Raw genomic sequence first — 14,132 nt, 5'->3', positions numbered from 1 at the left:
GGAGGACCGCATGGCCGACGGCCAGCCCGCGCAGGCGGGCGCCCAGGAGGGCAAGTCCCCCCCGATCAACCCGCGCAGCGGCGCCCGGCTCGCCGTGGTGCAGGCGCTCTACGACATGGACATCTCCGGCAAGGGCGTCCTCGACGCGCTGGCCGAGTTCGAGGCCCATTGGATCGGCCGGGAGATCGACGGCATCGTCCATCCCCCCGCCGAGACCGCCTTCTTCCGCGATCTCCTGCGCGGCGTCGTGGACGAGCAGCGCGCCATCGACCCGCAGCTCGATGCCGCCCTGAGCCAGGGCTGGCCCCTGCGCCGGATCGAGACCGTCCTGCGCGCCATCCTGCGCGCGGGCGCCTACGAGTTGATGTTCCGTCCCGACGTGCCGGCCCGTGCGGCGATCTCGCAATACGTCGACGTCACGCATAGCTTCTACAACGCCGACGAGCCCGGCCTCGTGAACGCCGTCCTCGACCGCCTCGCCCGGCAGGTCCGCCCCGACGAGGTTGCCAACAAGCCCGGCGCGAAGCGGGGCTGAGCGTGTCCGGGGGGGCGCCGCGCCCGAGCGAGGACGGGCTGATCGCCCGCTACTTCGCCCCCCTCGCCGGCCCCGGCGCCGACGGGATGCGCGACGACGCCGCCACCCTCACGCCCTCCCCCGGCTGCGACCTCGTCCTCACCACCGACGCCATCGTCGCGGGCGTCCACTACTTCCCCGACGATCCCCCCACCTCCATCGCCCGCAAGGCGCTGGGGGTGAACCTGTCGGACATCGCCGCCAAGGGCGCCGTGCCGCGCGGCTTTCTCCTGACCCTGGCCCTGCCCGACGACTGGACGGAGGCGTGGCTCGCGGCCTTCACGGCGGGGCTCGGCGAGGCGGCGCGGGAAGCCGGCTGCCCGCTGCTGGGCGGCGACACGGTGCGCTCCGGCGGCCCGGCGCTGATCGGCGTGACCGTCTTCGGCGAGGTGCCCGAGGGCGGGATCGTGCGGCGCACGACCGCGCGGATCGGCGACCGCCTCTGCGTCAGCGGCACCCTGGGCGACGGCGCCCTCGGGCTCCTCCTCCGGCGGCAACCCGCCTGGGCCTCCGCCCTCGACGGCGCGATGCGCGACCACCTCGCCGACCGCTATCTGCATCCGTGCCCGCGCCTCGCCCTCGCGCCGGTCCTGCGCCGCCACGCCAGTGCGTCGATGGATGTCTCGGACGGGTTCGCGGGCGACCTCGCCAAGATGGTGGGGGACGGGCGCGGGGCCCTCGTCGAGGCGCAGGCCCTGCCCCTCTCGCCCGCTGCGACGGCCGCCCTCGCCGCCGAGCCCAGCCTGATCGCGCCGATCCTGACCGGCGGCGACGATTACGAGATCCTTTGCACCGTCCCGCCCGAACGCCTCGACGCCTTCCTGGCCGAGGCCGAGGCCACCGGAATCCCGATGAGCGCCGTCGGCACGGTGGTCGCGGGCGATGGCCCGCCCGCCTTCGCGATGGCGGACGGCACGCACCGCGTCTTCGCGGCCGGATCCTTCAGCCACTTCTGACGCCGCCAAGTCGAGCGGCGTCGCATCTGCGAAGATCACGCGCCGGCAAAGCGCTTTTTATTTCGCATCGCACCATAAACACCGATGACCCGAAGGTCTCGTTTGCGCTCTGCGGCGAAGTTTGGCAATCAATGCATGGTTCTGGGAAGGAAAGCCCCGAATCCGAGCGTCTCGTCCCGCGGCCTCAACGGCCGAGCTCGTCAACGACAAGCCCCAGCCAGGCACCAGAAACCCAAGGACGGTCGAATGCTTCCCCTGATTCTGATTATCGTAGGCGGGCTCTGCGCCATCGCCTACGGCATCGTCACGATCACCGACGTGATGAAACGCGACGCGGGCACGCAGCGCATGCAGGAGATCGCGGGGGCGATCGCCGAGGGCGCGCAGGCCTATCTCAAGCGCCAGTACCTCACCATCGGCCTCGTCGGGATCGTGCTGTTCGTGGCGCTCGCCGCGTTCCTCGGGCTCAAGGTCGCCATCGGCTTCCTGATCGGCGCCGTCCTCTCGGGCGCGGCCGGCTTCATCGGCATGAACGTCTCGGTGCGGGCGAACGTGCGCACGGCGCAGGCCTCGTCCTTCTCGCTGGGCGCTGGCCTCGACGTGGCGTTCAAGTCGGGCGCCGTCACGGGGATGCTGGTCGCGGGCCTCGCGCTGCTCGGCGTCGCCCTCTACTACCTCGTGCTGACCCGCGGCGCCGGGCTCGACCCGTCGAGTCGCGAGGTGATCGACGCGCTGGTGGCTTTGGGCTTCGGCGCCTCGCTGATCTCGATCTTCGCCCGCCTCGGCGGGGGCATCTTCACCAAGGGCGCGGATGTCGGCGGCGATCTCGTCGGCAAGGTCGAAGCCGGGATCCCGGAGGACGATCCGCGCAACCCCGCCACCATCGCGGACAACGTCGGCGACAACGTGGGTGATTGCGCCGGCATGGCCGCCGACTTGTTCGAGACCTACGCGGTGACGGTGGTCGCCACGATGGTGCTGGCGGCGATCTTCTTCTCCGGCCCCACCGGCAGCGGCCGGGCGGTGCTGGAGCCGATGATGCTTTACCCGCTCGCCATCGGCGCGGCCTGCATCGTCACCTCCATCGCCGGCACCTATGCGGTGCGGCTCGGCGCCAACCAATCGATCATGGGCGCCCTGTACAAGGGGCTGATCACCGCGGGCGCGCTCTCCATCGTCGCCATCGCCGCCGTGACCTACGCCATGTTCGGCGGGTTCTCGACCGCCTTCACCACCTCCACCGGCGTCACCTTCACGGCGGGCGGGCTGCTCGGCTGCGCGGTGATCGGCCTCGCCATCACGGCGCTGATCGTGGTCATCACCGAGTACTACACCGGCACGAACTTCCGGCCGGTGAAGTCCATCGCCGACGCCTCCGTCACCGGCCACGGCACCAACGTGATCCAGGGTCTGGCGATCTCGCTGGAATCGACGGCGCTGCCGGCCATCGTGATCGTGGCCGGCATCATCGGCACCTACGCGCTCGCCGGCCTGTTCGGCATCGCCATCGCGGTCACGGCCATGCTGGCGCTCGCCGGGTTCATCGTGGCTCTGGACGCCTTCGGCCCGGTGACGGACAACGCGGGCGGCATTGCCGAGATGGCGGGTCTGCCCTCGGACGTGCGCAAGTCCACCGATGCGCTGGACGCGGTGGGCAACACCACCAAGGCCGTGACGAAGGGCTACGCCATCGGCTCGGCCGGGCTCGGGGCGCTGGTGCTGTTCGCGGCCTACACCTCGGACCTGAACTACTTCATCGCGAACGCGAGCCCGACGCAGTACCGGTTCTTCCAGGGGGTGAGCGTCGATTTCTCCCTCTCGAACCCCTACGTCGTGGTCGGGCTGCTGCTCGGCGGGCTGATCCCGTTCCTGTTCGCGGGCATCGCCATGACCGCAGTCGGCCGCGCCGCCTCGGCGGTGGTGGAGGAGGTCCGCCGCCAGTTCCGGGAGAAGCCCGGCATCATGCAGGGCATCGACCGGCCGGATTACGGCCGGGCGGTCGACATGCTGACCCGCGCGGCGATCAAGGAGATGATCGTCCCCTCGCTCCTGCCGGTGCTGTCGCCGATCGTGCTGTTCTTCGTGATCCAGCCGATCGCGGGCAAGAGCCAGGCCTTCGCAACGGTCGGCGCGATGCTGCTCGGCGTGATCATCACCGGGCTCTACGTCGCGATCTCGATGACCTCGGGCGGCGGCGCCTGGGACAACGCCAAGAAGTACATCGAGGACGGCCACCACGGCGGCAAGGGCTCCGAGGCCCACAAGGCCGCCGTGACGGGCGATACGGTCGGCGACCCCTACAAGGACACCGCCGGCCCCGCCGTGAACCCGGCGATCAAGATCACCAACATCATCGCCCTGCTCCTGCTGGCGGTGCTGGCGCACGCGTGATGTTTTGACGATCCGCCGGGCGGTTCATCCTGCCCGGCGGCTAACGCGCGGCGAGTTCGTCCGCGTAGAGGGCGCTGACCCAGGCCGGCAGGCTTTCGTGCACGAAGACCGGCTTGACGCCCGCGAGGATCAGCACCGCCTCATAGGGTTTGCCGAGACCGGAATTGTCGAAGACGTAGGTCCGGTCCGCGAGCCGCGCGGCGTCGCGGATCAGGGGCTGGTTGCGCGCATAGCGTTGGCGGATCTTCTCCTCCGGGACAGGATGGCCGCCCCGCCCGACCCGGTGCGCGACGCGAAGGACCGACAGGTCCGGATCGCGCACGTTCACGTGGTAGACGACCACTTCGTAGCCGAGCGCCTTTGCGTCCCGGACCAGCGCGACCTTCGAGGGATGAGAGAAGGTCGATTCCATCACGAGGTCGGCGCCGGCCTGCATCAGCGTCCGCCGACGCGCCTCGGCGAGATCCTGGCCCCGGGCCGACTCGGTGGCGGTGCGGGCGACATGGCCGAACGCAGCCAGGGCCAGATCGTCCGCATTCACGAACTCGGCGTCGGGGACGAGGCGTTTCAGGCGAAGGGTGTAGAACGTCGTCTTCCCGGCTCCGTTGGGCCCGGCGACGACATGGAGCGTCGGCACGGACGTCAGCGCTGCCGGTCGGCGCCGACGACGACCAGCTTGCCGTCCTCGTCATAGCCGGCGGCGCCGGGTGATCGGCCGAGTTCGGCCATGGCCGCCGCCTCATCCGGGTCGGCCGCGCGCATGGCGGCATCGAGCGCATCGTACCGGTTGCGCTCCTCCCGTGACCCCGTGAGGGCGGTCCGGGCGCGGGCGGCATTGAAACTGGCCTGCTCTTCGAGCGCCCGGCCGAGCCGCGCCCAATGCTCGATCTGGCCACCGATGGAGCGGGAGAACGTCGCCGCTTCGAGGCGCGCCAGATCGACCAAGGGCCGCGAGAGCTTCACGGACGCGAGCGCCTGCCCCGCGCCACGGGTGGACGACCTGTTGGGCATGACGGCGATTCCCTCCGAGAGCGGCAGGATAACGCGTCTGACGGCTAGGAGCCAAAGCGGGTGGCAGAGTGCCACTTAAAGTTTCAGTGTCGCTGCGACTCAACGGGTAGAGGCAGCATCGCCAGGGACGCCCTGGCGATGCGCTCCAGATCCTCGCGCGGGGCGCCGTCCCGCGCCTGGGCCGACATGCCCTGAAGGACGGCGGCGAAGGTCGCCGCCAGGGCGTCGATATCCGCGTCTGGCGGCAGGTCGCCCTCGGCGCGGGCGCGGTCGAGCCGTTGGTGGAAGCCCGCCTTGCTCGCCTCCCGCAGCAGCCGGAGGGCGTCGCGCACCTCGTCGGAATCCGGTGACACGCTGCCGGAATTCTGCACCACGAGGCAGCCGCACGGCACGTCGCGCGAGGACAGGATCGCCGCCGCTGCGAACAGGAAGCGCTCCATCCCCCGGCGCAGGTCCGCCTCGTCCGCGAGGGCCTGCCACGGGATGGCCCAGTACGTCGTCTCGTAATGCTGGAGCGCTTCGAGGAAGAGCGCATCCTTGTTGCCGAACGCCGCGTAGAGGCTCGGCGGGTTGATCCCGATCGCCGCGCAGAGCTCAGCCACCGTCGACGAGCCGTAGCCACGGGTCCAGAAGACCTCCAAGGCCTTCTGCAGGGCCTTGTCCCGGTCGAAGCTGCGGGGACGCCCCTTGCCCCGGGCCGGCATGATCGCGCTCATCTCCTCCCCACGTGCCGTGCCGCACATCCTGCGGCCGGAACCGCCCCACCGCCTTGACGACCTGTAGCGGCCATTACAGATATAGCATCCGTAGCAGCCGCTACAATAATCGATTGCCGGCGAGACGGCGAGCCATCCCCCGCCCGCGGGTGCGCTTCGTTGCCCATTGCCCTGGCACGTCCGGGGTGGCGCGCCATCTCGTCCTCCGAGCCACGTCCAACCCGAAGAAACGAGTCAGCATGCCGTCCTTGTTCGATCCGATCCGTATCGGCGCCATCGAGGCCAAGAACCGGATCTTCATGGCCCCCCTCACCCGTGGCCGCTCCACCCGCGAGCACGTGCCGACGCCGCTCATGGCGCAGTACTACACGCAGCGCGCGGGCGCCGGGCTGATCCTCACGGAGGCCACCGGCATCTCGCAGGAAGGCCTCGGCTGGCCCTTCGCGCCCGGCATCTGGTCCGATGCGCAGGTCGATGCGTGGCGTCCCGTGGTGAAGGCCGTCCACGACCACGGCGGCAAGATCGTCTGCCAGATCTGGCACATGGGCCGGATGGTCCATTCGGACTTCCTCGGCGGCAAGCCCCCGGTCTCGTCCTCGGCCACCACCGCGCCGGACCAGGCCCACACCTACGAGGGCAAGAAGCCCTATTCCCAGGCCCGTGCCCTGGAGGTCTCCGAGATCCCGCGTCTCCTCGCGGATTACGAGAAGGCGACCGCCAACGCCCTGGCCGCCGGGTTCGACGGCGTGCAGATCCACGCCGCCAACGGCTACCTGATCGACGAATTCCTGCGTGACGGCACCAACCTGCGCACCGACGAGTACGGCGGCTCCATCGAGAACCGCGTCCGCCTGCTCCGCGAGGTGACCCAGGCCGTGGTGAAGGTCGCGGGCGCCGAGCGCACGGGCGTGCGCCTCTCGCCGAACGGCGCGATCCAGGGGACGAACGATTCGAACCCCGAGCCGCTCTTCGTCTCCGCCGCCAAGGCGCTGGACGAGATCGGCATCGCCTTCCTCGAGATGCGCGAGCCGGGCTACGAGGGCACCTTCGGCAAGGCCGACCATCCGCCGATCGCCCCGGCGATGCGCAAGGTGTTCCGGGCGCCGCTGATCCTGAACGCGGATTACGACGCCAAGAGCGGCCAGGAGACCCTGGACCGGAACGAAGCCGACGCCATCGCCTACGGCCGCACCTTCATCGCCAACCCGGACCTGCCGGAGCGGTTCGCCAAGGGTGCCCCGCTCACCGAGGACAACGCCCAGACGTGGTACTCGCAGGGGCCGGAGGGTTACACCGACTACCCGACGCTCGCCGAGCAGAAGGCCGCCTGAGCACTCTTCCGCATGCCGGCCCGAACCGGGCCGGCATGCCCAGGCCCTTGCAGCCGCACGATGATTCGGAACCGGCTGTTTCCACTTTTCCGTGACGTGCCCTAGGCATGGCCGTTGCGGGCGACTAAGTGTCGGGCACACCATGACCAAGCCGATGCCCGGCGCATGCGCCCTCCCCGACATGTCCGAATCCCGCCGGGACGCCGCGGACCGGGCGGCGGAGCTTGACGAACTCGGCATCCTCGACACCCCCTCCGAGCGCGCCTACGACGACCTCGCCTCCGTGGCGGCCCATGTCTGCGGCGCGCCCGTCGCGCTGGTGAGCTTGCTCGATTCGGACCGGCAATGGTTCAAGGCTGAGATCGGCCTCGGCCTGAGCGAACTCGGCCTCGACCGGACGATCTGCGTCCACACCCTGGCGGCGGGCGGCGAGTTGACGATCCCCGATCTCACCGCCGACCCCAGGACCGCCGCCAGCCCCCTCGTCACCGAGGACGGGTACCGCTTCTATGCCGGCGCGGGCATCCCCGGCCGGAACGGTGTGTTCCTCGGCGCCCTCTGCGTGCTGGATTACAAGACGCGCCCGGAAGGCCTCACCCCCGGCCAGACCGCGACCCTCGCCGCGCTAGCGCGGCAGGTCTCGACCCTGTTCGAACATCGCCGCGCCCTCGCCCTCGTCGCCAAGCGCGAGGCGGAGCTGGCCGCCACCGAGCGCCGCTTCCGGGTGATGACCGCGTCCATGCCGCAGATGGTCTGGACGACCCTGCCAGACGGGTTCCACGACTATTACAACGACCGCTGGTACGAGTTCACTGGCGTGCGCTACGGCTCGACGGACGGCGAGGGCTGGAACGACATGTTCCACCCTGACGACCAGGAGAGGGCCTGGACGCGCTGGCGCCACTCCCTGGAGACCGGCGAGCCCTACGAGATCGAGTACCGCCTGCGCCACCACAGCGGCGTCTACCGCTGGACCCTCGGCCGCGCCATGCCGATCCGCGACGCGGAGGGCCGGATCGAGCGCTGGTTCGGCACCTGCACCGACATCGACGACCTGAAGCGCGCCGAGGGCGAGGCGGTCCGGCTCGCGGCCATCGTCGCGGCCTCGAAGGACTTCATCGGCCTCGCGGGCGAGAACGGCCGGGTCGATCACCTCAACGAGGCGGCTTTGGCGCTGGTGGGCCTGCCCGACCTCGCCGCCGCCCGCACCCTGACGATCCCCGATTTCTTTACCGCCGAGAGCCGGCTGGCGCTCGCCGACACGGTGATGCCGGCGGTGCACCGCCAAGGCTGGTGGGAGGGCGAACTCGCTTTCCGGCATTTTACGACCGGCGAGAGCATCGCCGTGCGCTCCACGATCTTCACCGTGCGCGACGCCTCGGGCGCGGTGGCGGGTTTCGCCACCGTCACCCGCGACCTGCGCGAGGCGAAGCGCTCGGAGGAGGCGCGCGACCTGCTGATCCGGGAATTGTCCCACCGGATCAAGAACATCTTCGCCGTGGTCGGCGGCCTCGCCGCCCTCACCGCACGCAGCGATCCGGCCTCGAAGCCCTTCGCGGCGGCGTTCCGCGAGCGGCTGGGGGCGCTGGCCCGCGCCCACGAATACGTCCGCCCGCATTCCCCCGACAGCGCCCCCGCCGTGGCGGGCCAGACTGTGCTCGGCCTGATGCGGCTGCTGATGGCGGCCTATGTCGAGGGGGGCCGCGAGCGGGTGGCGATCAGCGGCGACGACGTGGAGATCGGCGAGCGCACCGCCACGGCGCTCGCCCTCATCATGCATGAGCAGGCCACCAACGCGGTGAAGTATGGCGGCCTCTCGCGGGCCGGGGGGCAGGTCGCCCTCACCGGCTGCAGTGCGGACGGGCGCTACACCCTCACCTGGGCCGAGAGCGGCGGCCCCGCCGTCGCCGCGCCGCCATCACGAAAAGGCTTTGGCACGGTGTTGGCCGAGCGCAGCATCGCCGGGCAACTCGACGGGTTGCTCGAACACGATTGGGCGCCGGGCGGGCTGGTGATGCGCCTCGACGTGCCGGTGGCGAACCTGCGCCATTGACGGCCCGCGCCGGCTCCTACGGCCTCGTGGTGCTCGATGTCGATGGAACGCTCATCGACAGTTTCGGCTGGTTCTGCGGGGTCCTGAACGGCGTCGCCGACCGCTACCGCTTCCGCCGGGTGGAGGCGCACGATGCCGAGGCCATGCGCCGTCTCGGCGCGCGGGAGATCCTGCGCCATCTCGGCATCCCGCGCTGGAAGGTGCCCCTCATCGCCCGGCACATGCACGGGCTCGCCGCGCGGGACGTCGCGCAGCTGCGCCCGTTCCCCGGCATCCCGTCCATGCTGGCGGGACTCTCCGCGACGGGCGCGGGGCTCGCGATCCTCTCCTCGAATCGCGAGGACGTGGTGCGGCGGGTGCTGGGGCCGGAGGATGCAGCGCGGATCGGCGCGTGGTCCTGCGGCGCCTCGATCTTCGGCAAGGCCCGGCGCCTGCGCCGGCTGGTGAAGGCCGCGCGGCTGCCGCCGGGGCGGGTGCTCTGCATCGGAGACGAGGTCCGCGACGCAGAGGCCGCGCGGGCGATGGGCTGCGCCTTCGGGGCGGTGGCCTGGGGCTACACCGACCCGCAGGCGCTCGCGGCGCTCGCGCCGGACCACCTCTTCCGGGAACCGGGCGAGGTGGTCGCGGCGGTCGGCGGGGCCTACTGACCCCGGTTCGCGCCCGGCACGATGCTGGCGCCGGAGCCCGAGCCGAAGGGCTCGTAGCGGGTGAGGCCGCGGAAGAGCTGGCTGATGAAGGCCCGATCCTGGCCGCTGGTCGGCGTCGTGCGGTCGATGAAGTCGAACACCTTGCCGTCCTGCAGGCCGTAGAGCGACACGCGCTCCACCTTGAAGCCCGGCGTGAAGTAGACGGCGATGACCTTCTGGTCCTGCACCTGCTCGCCCAGGAACATCACCGTGCGGCTGGTGTTCTGGGAGATGTAGTACCAGGACTTGTTGCCGACCGTGGACACGGTGGAGGGCGTGCCGAGGATCTGGAGCACCTGCTCCGGCCCCATGCCCGGCTTCACCGTGGCGAGGGCGGCCTGATCGACCTGATAGCCGTGGCGCAATTCCTCGCCGATACAGCCGGACAGACCTGCGCCGACGAGGCCGAGCAGGGCAAGGCGCGCGAAAGACGAGACGAGACGGCGCCGCATCGGCCCCCCAAGCATTCCGTTGACCGCCAGGACGCAGCGGACCGGCCGCACGATGTGCGGCGGCGCTTGCGCCCCGGGCGTCGGTTGGCCTACCGCGTGGTCATGGCTTTGACAAGGCAAGCTTGGCCACACCGCCGTGGCCATCTCGTTCCCCCGCACGCGGGCTCCTCCCGGTGATCGCCCGGTTCTTCCGGCGCGGCGCCGCGCGCCGGCGCCCCGTGGAGGCCCTGCACGGGGCCATCGTGGCTGCCGCACGGCAGCCCGGCCTCTATACCGACCTCGCCGTGCCGGACACGGTGGAGGGGCGGTTCGAGGCCCTGTGCCTGCACGTCTACCTCGTGCTGCGCCGGCTCGACCGGCTGCCGCCCCCCGCCGCCGACTTCGCGCAGGAGCTTGTGGACGCGGTGTTCGCGAACCTCGATGCCAATGTCCGCGAACTCGGCGTCAGCGACGTGGGCGTGAGCAAGCGCATGAAGAAGATCGCCTCCGCCTTCTACGGGCGGGCGCGCAGCTACGATGCCGCCCTTGCGGCTCCGGACGAGGCGGGTCTCCGCACCGCGCTCGCCCGCAACATCCTCGGCCCCGACTCCGATCCGGCGGGGCTTGCCGCCTATGTCCGCGCCGCCGAGGCCGCGCTCGCGGCCGTCGATTTCGAATCCCTGCTCCAAGCAGGGCCGCCCTTCCCGGAACCGGCCGCCTCCGCGCGCCCCGCTACTGTCACGGACAACCCGGCATGAGTGCCACGCCCCGCCAGCCCCTCTCCCGCCCCATCGAGGTCGGCCGCCTGCCGCGCGGCCGGGCCGAGGTCTCCGTCGAGGCGACCGAGGAGGAATGCGCCGTGCTGGCCCGCGATTTCGGCATCCCGGCTTTGCGCGACCTCGTCGGCCGCTTCGCTCTGACCGGAACGGTGAGCCGGCTCACCGTCACCGGCACGGTGGAGGCGGTCGTGACGCAGGTCTGCACCGTGACGCTGGAGCCCTTCGAGACGGCCGTGCGCGAGCCGGTGGAGGTGGTGTACAGCGACGCCCCGCCGCCGGAGGAGCCGGAGGAGGGCCCGCCCGAGGGCGCCCCCGAGCCGCCGGACCCGATCGTGAACGGCCGCATCGACCTCGGCGCGCTCACCGCCGAATTCCTGGCGCTCGGCCTCGATCCCTATCCGCGCAAGCCCGGGGTGGATTTCGAGCCGGTGGCGAGCGGGCCGGAGAGCAGCCCGTTCGATGTCCTTCGCCGGCTTCGCGAAGAAGGGACCTGAGCGGCGGAACCCGACCCGGCGCCGAATTCGTTTGCCCATGCGGCGGGCATCGCTATGGTCCGCCGCGCCCGGTGGTGCCCCGCCGGATCCCTCCCCGCCGAGGCCGCGAACCTAGATCCAATGTCCGACCGCGTCCGCATCTCGCTCGACGCCATGGGTGGCGACCACGGCCCCGCGACGGTGGTGCCCGGCGCCGCCCTCGCCCGCGAGCGCCACCCCGGCATGACCTTCCTGATGTTCGGCGACGAGGCGATCCTCGCGCCGCTGGTGGCCGCCGAGCCACGGCTGAAGGATTGCGTCGAGATCCGCCACACCACCGTCTCCATCGCCATGGACGACAAGCCGAGCCAGGCCGTGCGCCAGGGGCGCGGCAAGTCCTCCATGTGGCAGGCGGTGCAGGCGGTGCGCGACGGGCAGGCCGATGCCTGCGTCTCGGCCGGCAACACCGGCGCACTGATGGCGATGTCGAAGATCTGCCTGAAGACCATGTCGGGCATCGAGCGCCCGGCCATCGCCTGCCTGTGGCCGACCGTGCGCGGCGAGAGCGTCGTGCTCGATGTCGGCGCCACCATCGGCACCGATGCCGAGCATCTGGTGGAGATGGCGGTGATGGGCTCGGCCATGGCCCGCATCGTGTTCGACCTCGACCGGCCGACGGTCGGCCTGCTCAACGTCGGCACCGAGGAGATGAAGGGCAACGAGGCGGTGAAGGAAGCCGCCCGGATGCTGCGCGAGATGGAGGCGGCGGGCCTGACCTATCATGGCTTCGTGGAGGGCACGGACCTCGGCAAGGGCACGGTGGACGTGGTCGTCACCGAGGGCTTCACCGGCAACATCGCCCTGAAGACCGCCGAGGGCACGGCCAAGCAGATCGGCTCCTATCTCCGCTCGGCCATGACCCGCACCCTCTCGGCCAAGATCGGCGCCTTCTTCGCCCGCCACGCCTTCCGGGCGCTGAGGGACAAGATGAACCCGAGCCGCGCCAATGGCGGCGTGTTCCTCGGCCTCGAAGGCATCGTCGTGAAGAGCCACGGCTCCGAGAACGCCGCCGGCTTCGCCTCCGCCGTGGACCTCGCCCACGACATGGCCCGCCACGACATGATCCGCACCATCCGCGAGATGCTCGACCAGACGCCGGCCCTGGCCCCGGCCTGAGCGCCGCTTGAGGAGACGGGCGGGCCGCACGACGGGCCTGCCGGAAAGGACCACACGATGTCAGCCCTGCGTTCCGTCGTCCTCGGCACAGGCTCCTGCCTGCCCGAGCGGGCGGTCACAAACGCCATGCTCGCCGAGCGGGTCGAGACCTCCGACGAGTGGATCGTCCAGCGGACCGGCATCCGTCAGCGCCACATCGCCGCTCCGCACGAGACCACCGTGACGCTGGGCACCCGCGCCGCCCAGGCCGCCCTCGACGCGGCCGGGCTCGGCCCCGACTCCATCGACCTCGTGATCTGCGCGACCTCGACGCCGGACCACACCTTCCCCGCGACGGCCACCGAGATCCAGGCGGCCCTGGGCATCGGCCAGGGCGCGGCCTTCGACCTGCAGGCGGTCTGCGCCGGCTTCGTGTTCGGCGTCACCACCGCCGACAAGTTCCTCGTCACCGGGGCGGCCCAACGCGCCCTGGTGATCGGCGCCGAGACCTTCTCGCGGATCGTCGATTGGGAGGACCGCACCACCTGCGTCCTGTTCGGCGACGGCGCCGGGGCCGTGGTGCTGGAAGCCCGCGAGGGCGGCGAGCGCGGGGTGCTCTCCTCCGCCCTGCGCTCGGACGGGCGCCACCGGGACAAGCTTTACGTCGATGGCGGCCCCGGCTCGACCGGCGCGGTCGGCCATCTCCGCATGGAGGGCAAGGACGTGTTCCGCTTTGCCGTGGGGCAGGTGACGGACGTGATCGTGGACGCCTTCGCGAAAGCGGGCGTGACCGCCGACGACCTCGATTGGTTCGTGCCGCACCAAGCCAACCGCCGGATCATCGAGGCCTCCGCCGACAAGCTCGGCATCGCCCGCGAGAAGATCGTGATGACCGTGGACCGGCACGGCAACACCTCCGCCGCCTCGATCCCGCTGGCCCTCGACGTGGCCGTCCGGGACGGCCGCATCAAGCCGGGCGACCTCGTGATGATCGAGGCGATCGGCGGCGGCTTCAGCTGGGGCGCGGCACTCCTCCGTTGGTAGGAGAGCCGGGCGCAAAACCCGTGGTTGACCGGGCCGCCGCAGCGGATTAGCGTGGCGGATCATAGAGATACGTCCCACAGGGCCCGGCGGCAGGACCGCCCGGAGGCCCGCGTCGGGACAGGGGCCAACCGGCGAGGGGACGAGGAATGGCGGGGAAGACGGTGACGCGTGCCGACCTGAGCGAGGCCGTCTACCATCAGGTCGGGCTGTCGCGGACCGAATCCGCCGCCCTGGTCGAAACCGTCCTCTCCGAGATCTGCACCTGCCTCGCCAACGGCGAGACGGTGAAGCTTTCCTCCTTCGGCTCCTTCGTGGTGCGCAGCAAGGGCCGCCGGGTCGGCCGCAACCCCAAGACCGGCGTCGAGGTGGCCATCGAGCCCCGTCAGGTCATGGTGTTCAAGCCCTCGAACGTCCTCAAGGCCCGCATCAACGGCCTCACCGGCGAGGGTGAGGACGACGACGAGTGAGGACGCGGCCTCCGATCGAGGCTTGAGCGTTGCCCGCGAGGGCGGCAAGATCGCCCTCACCCGAT

15 protein-coding genes are annotated in these 14,132 nt (G+C 70.9%); 11 read left to right on the top strand and 4 right to left on the bottom strand.

Going from position 1 to position 14,132, the window contains the following annotated elements; all coding sequences use genetic code 11:
• Positions 1 to 10 precede the first annotated feature (10 nt).
• From nusB to AAHF99_RS01955, 3 genes are all read left to right on the top strand, one after another.
• Positions 11 to 535 carry a transcription antitermination factor NusB gene (gene nusB / locus AAHF99_RS01965; protein WP_342162427.1) on the top strand — a complete coding sequence of 175 codons (525 nt, stop codon included), beginning with the start codon at positions 11 to 13 and terminating at the stop codon, positions 533 to 535.
• A complete protein-coding gene (thiL, locus tag AAHF99_RS01960) occupies positions 532 to 1,530 on the top strand; it encodes a thiamine-phosphate kinase (protein ID WP_412759832.1) in 999 nt (332 codons plus the stop codon). The genes nusB and thiL overlap by 4 nt, the downstream gene beginning before the upstream one ends.
• A 246-nt stretch (positions 1,531 to 1,776) precedes the next feature.
• Entirely contained in the window at positions 1,777 to 3,921 is a 2,145-nt protein-coding gene (locus AAHF99_RS01955; protein ID WP_342162425.1) for a sodium-translocating pyrophosphatase, read from the top strand.
• 40 nt (positions 3,922 to 3,961) lie between these two features.
• Here the strand turns inward: AAHF99_RS01955 and AAHF99_RS01950 are convergent, their stop codons facing one another.
• The 3 genes from AAHF99_RS01950 to AAHF99_RS01940 form a co-directional block, all read right to left on the bottom strand.
• Positions 3,962 to 4,558 (bottom strand): zeta toxin family protein, encoded by a 597-nt coding sequence (locus AAHF99_RS01950; RefSeq protein WP_342162424.1) that lies wholly within the window; start codon positions 4,556 to 4,558, stop codon positions 3,962 to 3,964.
• 5 nt (positions 4,559 to 4,563) lie between these two features.
• Positions 4,564 to 4,932 (bottom strand): TA system antitoxin ParD family protein, encoded by a 369-nt coding sequence (locus AAHF99_RS01945; protein ID WP_342162423.1) that lies wholly within the window; start codon positions 4,930 to 4,932, stop codon positions 4,564 to 4,566.
• A gap of 83 nt (positions 4,933 to 5,015) precedes the next feature.
• Positions 5,016 to 5,648: a TetR/AcrR family transcriptional regulator gene (locus tag AAHF99_RS01940; RefSeq protein ID WP_342162422.1), complete on the bottom strand. Its 633-nt coding sequence runs from the start codon at positions 5,646 to 5,648 to the stop codon at positions 5,016 to 5,018.
• A gap of 239 nt (positions 5,649 to 5,887) precedes the next feature.
• On the opposite strand from AAHF99_RS01940, the gene AAHF99_RS01935 reads away from it, so the two are divergent.
• From AAHF99_RS01935 to AAHF99_RS01925, 3 genes are all read left to right on the top strand, one after another.
• Complete coding sequence (locus tag AAHF99_RS01935) at positions 5,888 to 6,979, top strand: alkene reductase (protein ID WP_342162420.1); 1,092 nt, start codon at positions 5,888 to 5,890, stop codon at positions 6,977 to 6,979.
• Between the two features lie 142 nt (positions 6,980 to 7,121).
• On the top strand, positions 7,122 to 9,032 hold the full coding sequence (locus AAHF99_RS01930) for a PAS domain S-box protein (protein ID WP_412759818.1): 1,911 nt from the start codon (positions 7,122 to 7,124) through the stop codon (positions 9,030 to 9,032).
• Positions 9,029 to 9,679, top strand: a complete 651-nt coding sequence (locus tag AAHF99_RS01925) for an HAD hydrolase-like protein (RefSeq protein ID WP_342162419.1) — start codon at positions 9,029 to 9,031, stop codon at positions 9,677 to 9,679. Before AAHF99_RS01930 ends, AAHF99_RS01925 begins: the two co-directional genes overlap by 4 nt.
• Here the strand turns inward: AAHF99_RS01925 and AAHF99_RS01920 are convergent.
• A complete protein-coding gene (locus AAHF99_RS01920) occupies positions 9,673 to 10,170 on the bottom strand; it encodes an outer membrane protein assembly factor BamE (RefSeq protein ID WP_342162418.1) in 498 nt (165 codons plus the stop codon). The two genes, AAHF99_RS01925 and AAHF99_RS01920, sit on opposite strands and share 7 nt — an antisense overlap.
• 173 nt (positions 10,171 to 10,343) lie before the next feature.
• Here AAHF99_RS01920 and AAHF99_RS01915 point away from each other — a divergent pair, with 173 nt between their 5' ends.
• From AAHF99_RS01915 to AAHF99_RS01895, 5 genes are all read left to right on the top strand, one after another.
• Positions 10,344 to 10,907: a ubiquinol-cytochrome C chaperone family protein gene (locus AAHF99_RS01915; RefSeq protein ID WP_342162417.1), complete on the top strand. Its 564-nt coding sequence runs from the start codon at positions 10,344 to 10,346 to the stop codon at positions 10,905 to 10,907.
• Positions 10,904 to 11,422, top strand: a complete 519-nt coding sequence (locus AAHF99_RS01910; RefSeq protein ID WP_342162416.1) for a YceD family protein — start codon at positions 10,904 to 10,906, stop codon at positions 11,420 to 11,422. The genes AAHF99_RS01915 and AAHF99_RS01910 overlap by 4 nt, the downstream gene beginning before the upstream one ends.
• 120 nt (positions 11,423 to 11,542) lie before the next feature.
• On the top strand, positions 11,543 to 12,577 hold the full coding sequence (plsX, locus tag AAHF99_RS01905) for a phosphate acyltransferase PlsX (RefSeq protein ID WP_342162415.1): 1,035 nt from the start codon (positions 11,543 to 11,545) through the stop codon (positions 12,575 to 12,577).
• 57 nt (positions 12,578 to 12,634) lie between these two features.
• The gene (locus AAHF99_RS01900) at positions 12,635 to 13,600 is read left to right on the top strand and encodes a beta-ketoacyl-ACP synthase III (RefSeq protein WP_342162414.1); all 966 of its coding nucleotides are present in this window, start codon (positions 12,635 to 12,637) and stop codon (positions 13,598 to 13,600) included.
• Between the two features lie 146 nt (positions 13,601 to 13,746).
• Positions 13,747 to 14,067 (top strand): integration host factor subunit alpha, encoded by a 321-nt coding sequence (locus AAHF99_RS01895; protein WP_243959376.1) that lies wholly within the window; start codon positions 13,747 to 13,749, stop codon positions 14,065 to 14,067.
• The last annotated feature ends 65 nt before the right edge of the window (positions 14,068 to 14,132 follow it).

Origin of the sequence: Methylobacterium litchii, from assembly GCF_038442315.1 — a bacterium.
In the GTDB taxonomy this organism is placed as follows: domain Bacteria; phylum Pseudomonadota; class Alphaproteobacteria; order Rhizobiales; family Beijerinckiaceae; genus Methylobacterium; species Methylobacterium litchii.
The sequence above is the reverse complement of the archived record's forward strand: the minus strand, read 5'-3'. Positions and strand labels throughout refer to the sequence as shown.

What these genes read in the sequence shown, in the direction of transcription:
- nusB (WP_342162427.1), top strand. Translation starts at nt 11, where the DNA reads ATGGCCGACGGCCAGCCCGCGCAGGCGGGCGCCCAGGAGGGCAAGTCC.
- AAHF99_RS01955 (WP_342162425.1), top strand. Translation starts at nt 1,777, where the DNA reads ATGCTTCCCCTGATTCTGATTATCGTAGGCGGGCTCTGCGCCATCGCC.
- AAHF99_RS01945 (WP_342162423.1), bottom strand. Translation starts at nt 4,932, where the DNA reads ATGCCCAACAGGTCGTCCACCCGTGGCGCGGGGCAGGCGCTCGCGTCC.
- AAHF99_RS01940 (WP_342162422.1), bottom strand. Translation starts at nt 5,648, where the DNA reads ATGAGCGCGATCATGCCGGCCCGGGGCAAGGGGCGTCCCCGCAGCTTC.
- AAHF99_RS01935 (WP_342162420.1), top strand. Translation starts at nt 5,888, where the DNA reads ATGCCGTCCTTGTTCGATCCGATCCGTATCGGCGCCATCGAGGCCAAG.
- AAHF99_RS01930 (WP_412759818.1), top strand. Translation starts at nt 7,122, where the DNA reads ATGACCAAGCCGATGCCCGGCGCATGCGCCCTCCCCGACATGTCCGAA.
- AAHF99_RS01920 (WP_342162418.1), bottom strand. Translation starts at nt 10,170, where the DNA reads ATGCGGCGCCGTCTCGTCTCGTCTTTCGCGCGCCTTGCCCTGCTCGGC.
- AAHF99_RS01910 (WP_342162416.1), top strand. Translation starts at nt 10,904, where the DNA reads ATGAGTGCCACGCCCCGCCAGCCCCTCTCCCGCCCCATCGAGGTCGGC.
- plsX (WP_342162415.1), top strand. Translation starts at nt 11,543, where the DNA reads ATGTCCGACCGCGTCCGCATCTCGCTCGACGCCATGGGTGGCGACCAC.
- AAHF99_RS01900 (WP_342162414.1), top strand. Translation starts at nt 12,635, where the DNA reads ATGTCAGCCCTGCGTTCCGTCGTCCTCGGCACAGGCTCCTGCCTGCCC.
- AAHF99_RS01895 (WP_243959376.1), top strand. Translation starts at nt 13,747, where the DNA reads ATGGCGGGGAAGACGGTGACGCGTGCCGACCTGAGCGAGGCCGTCTAC.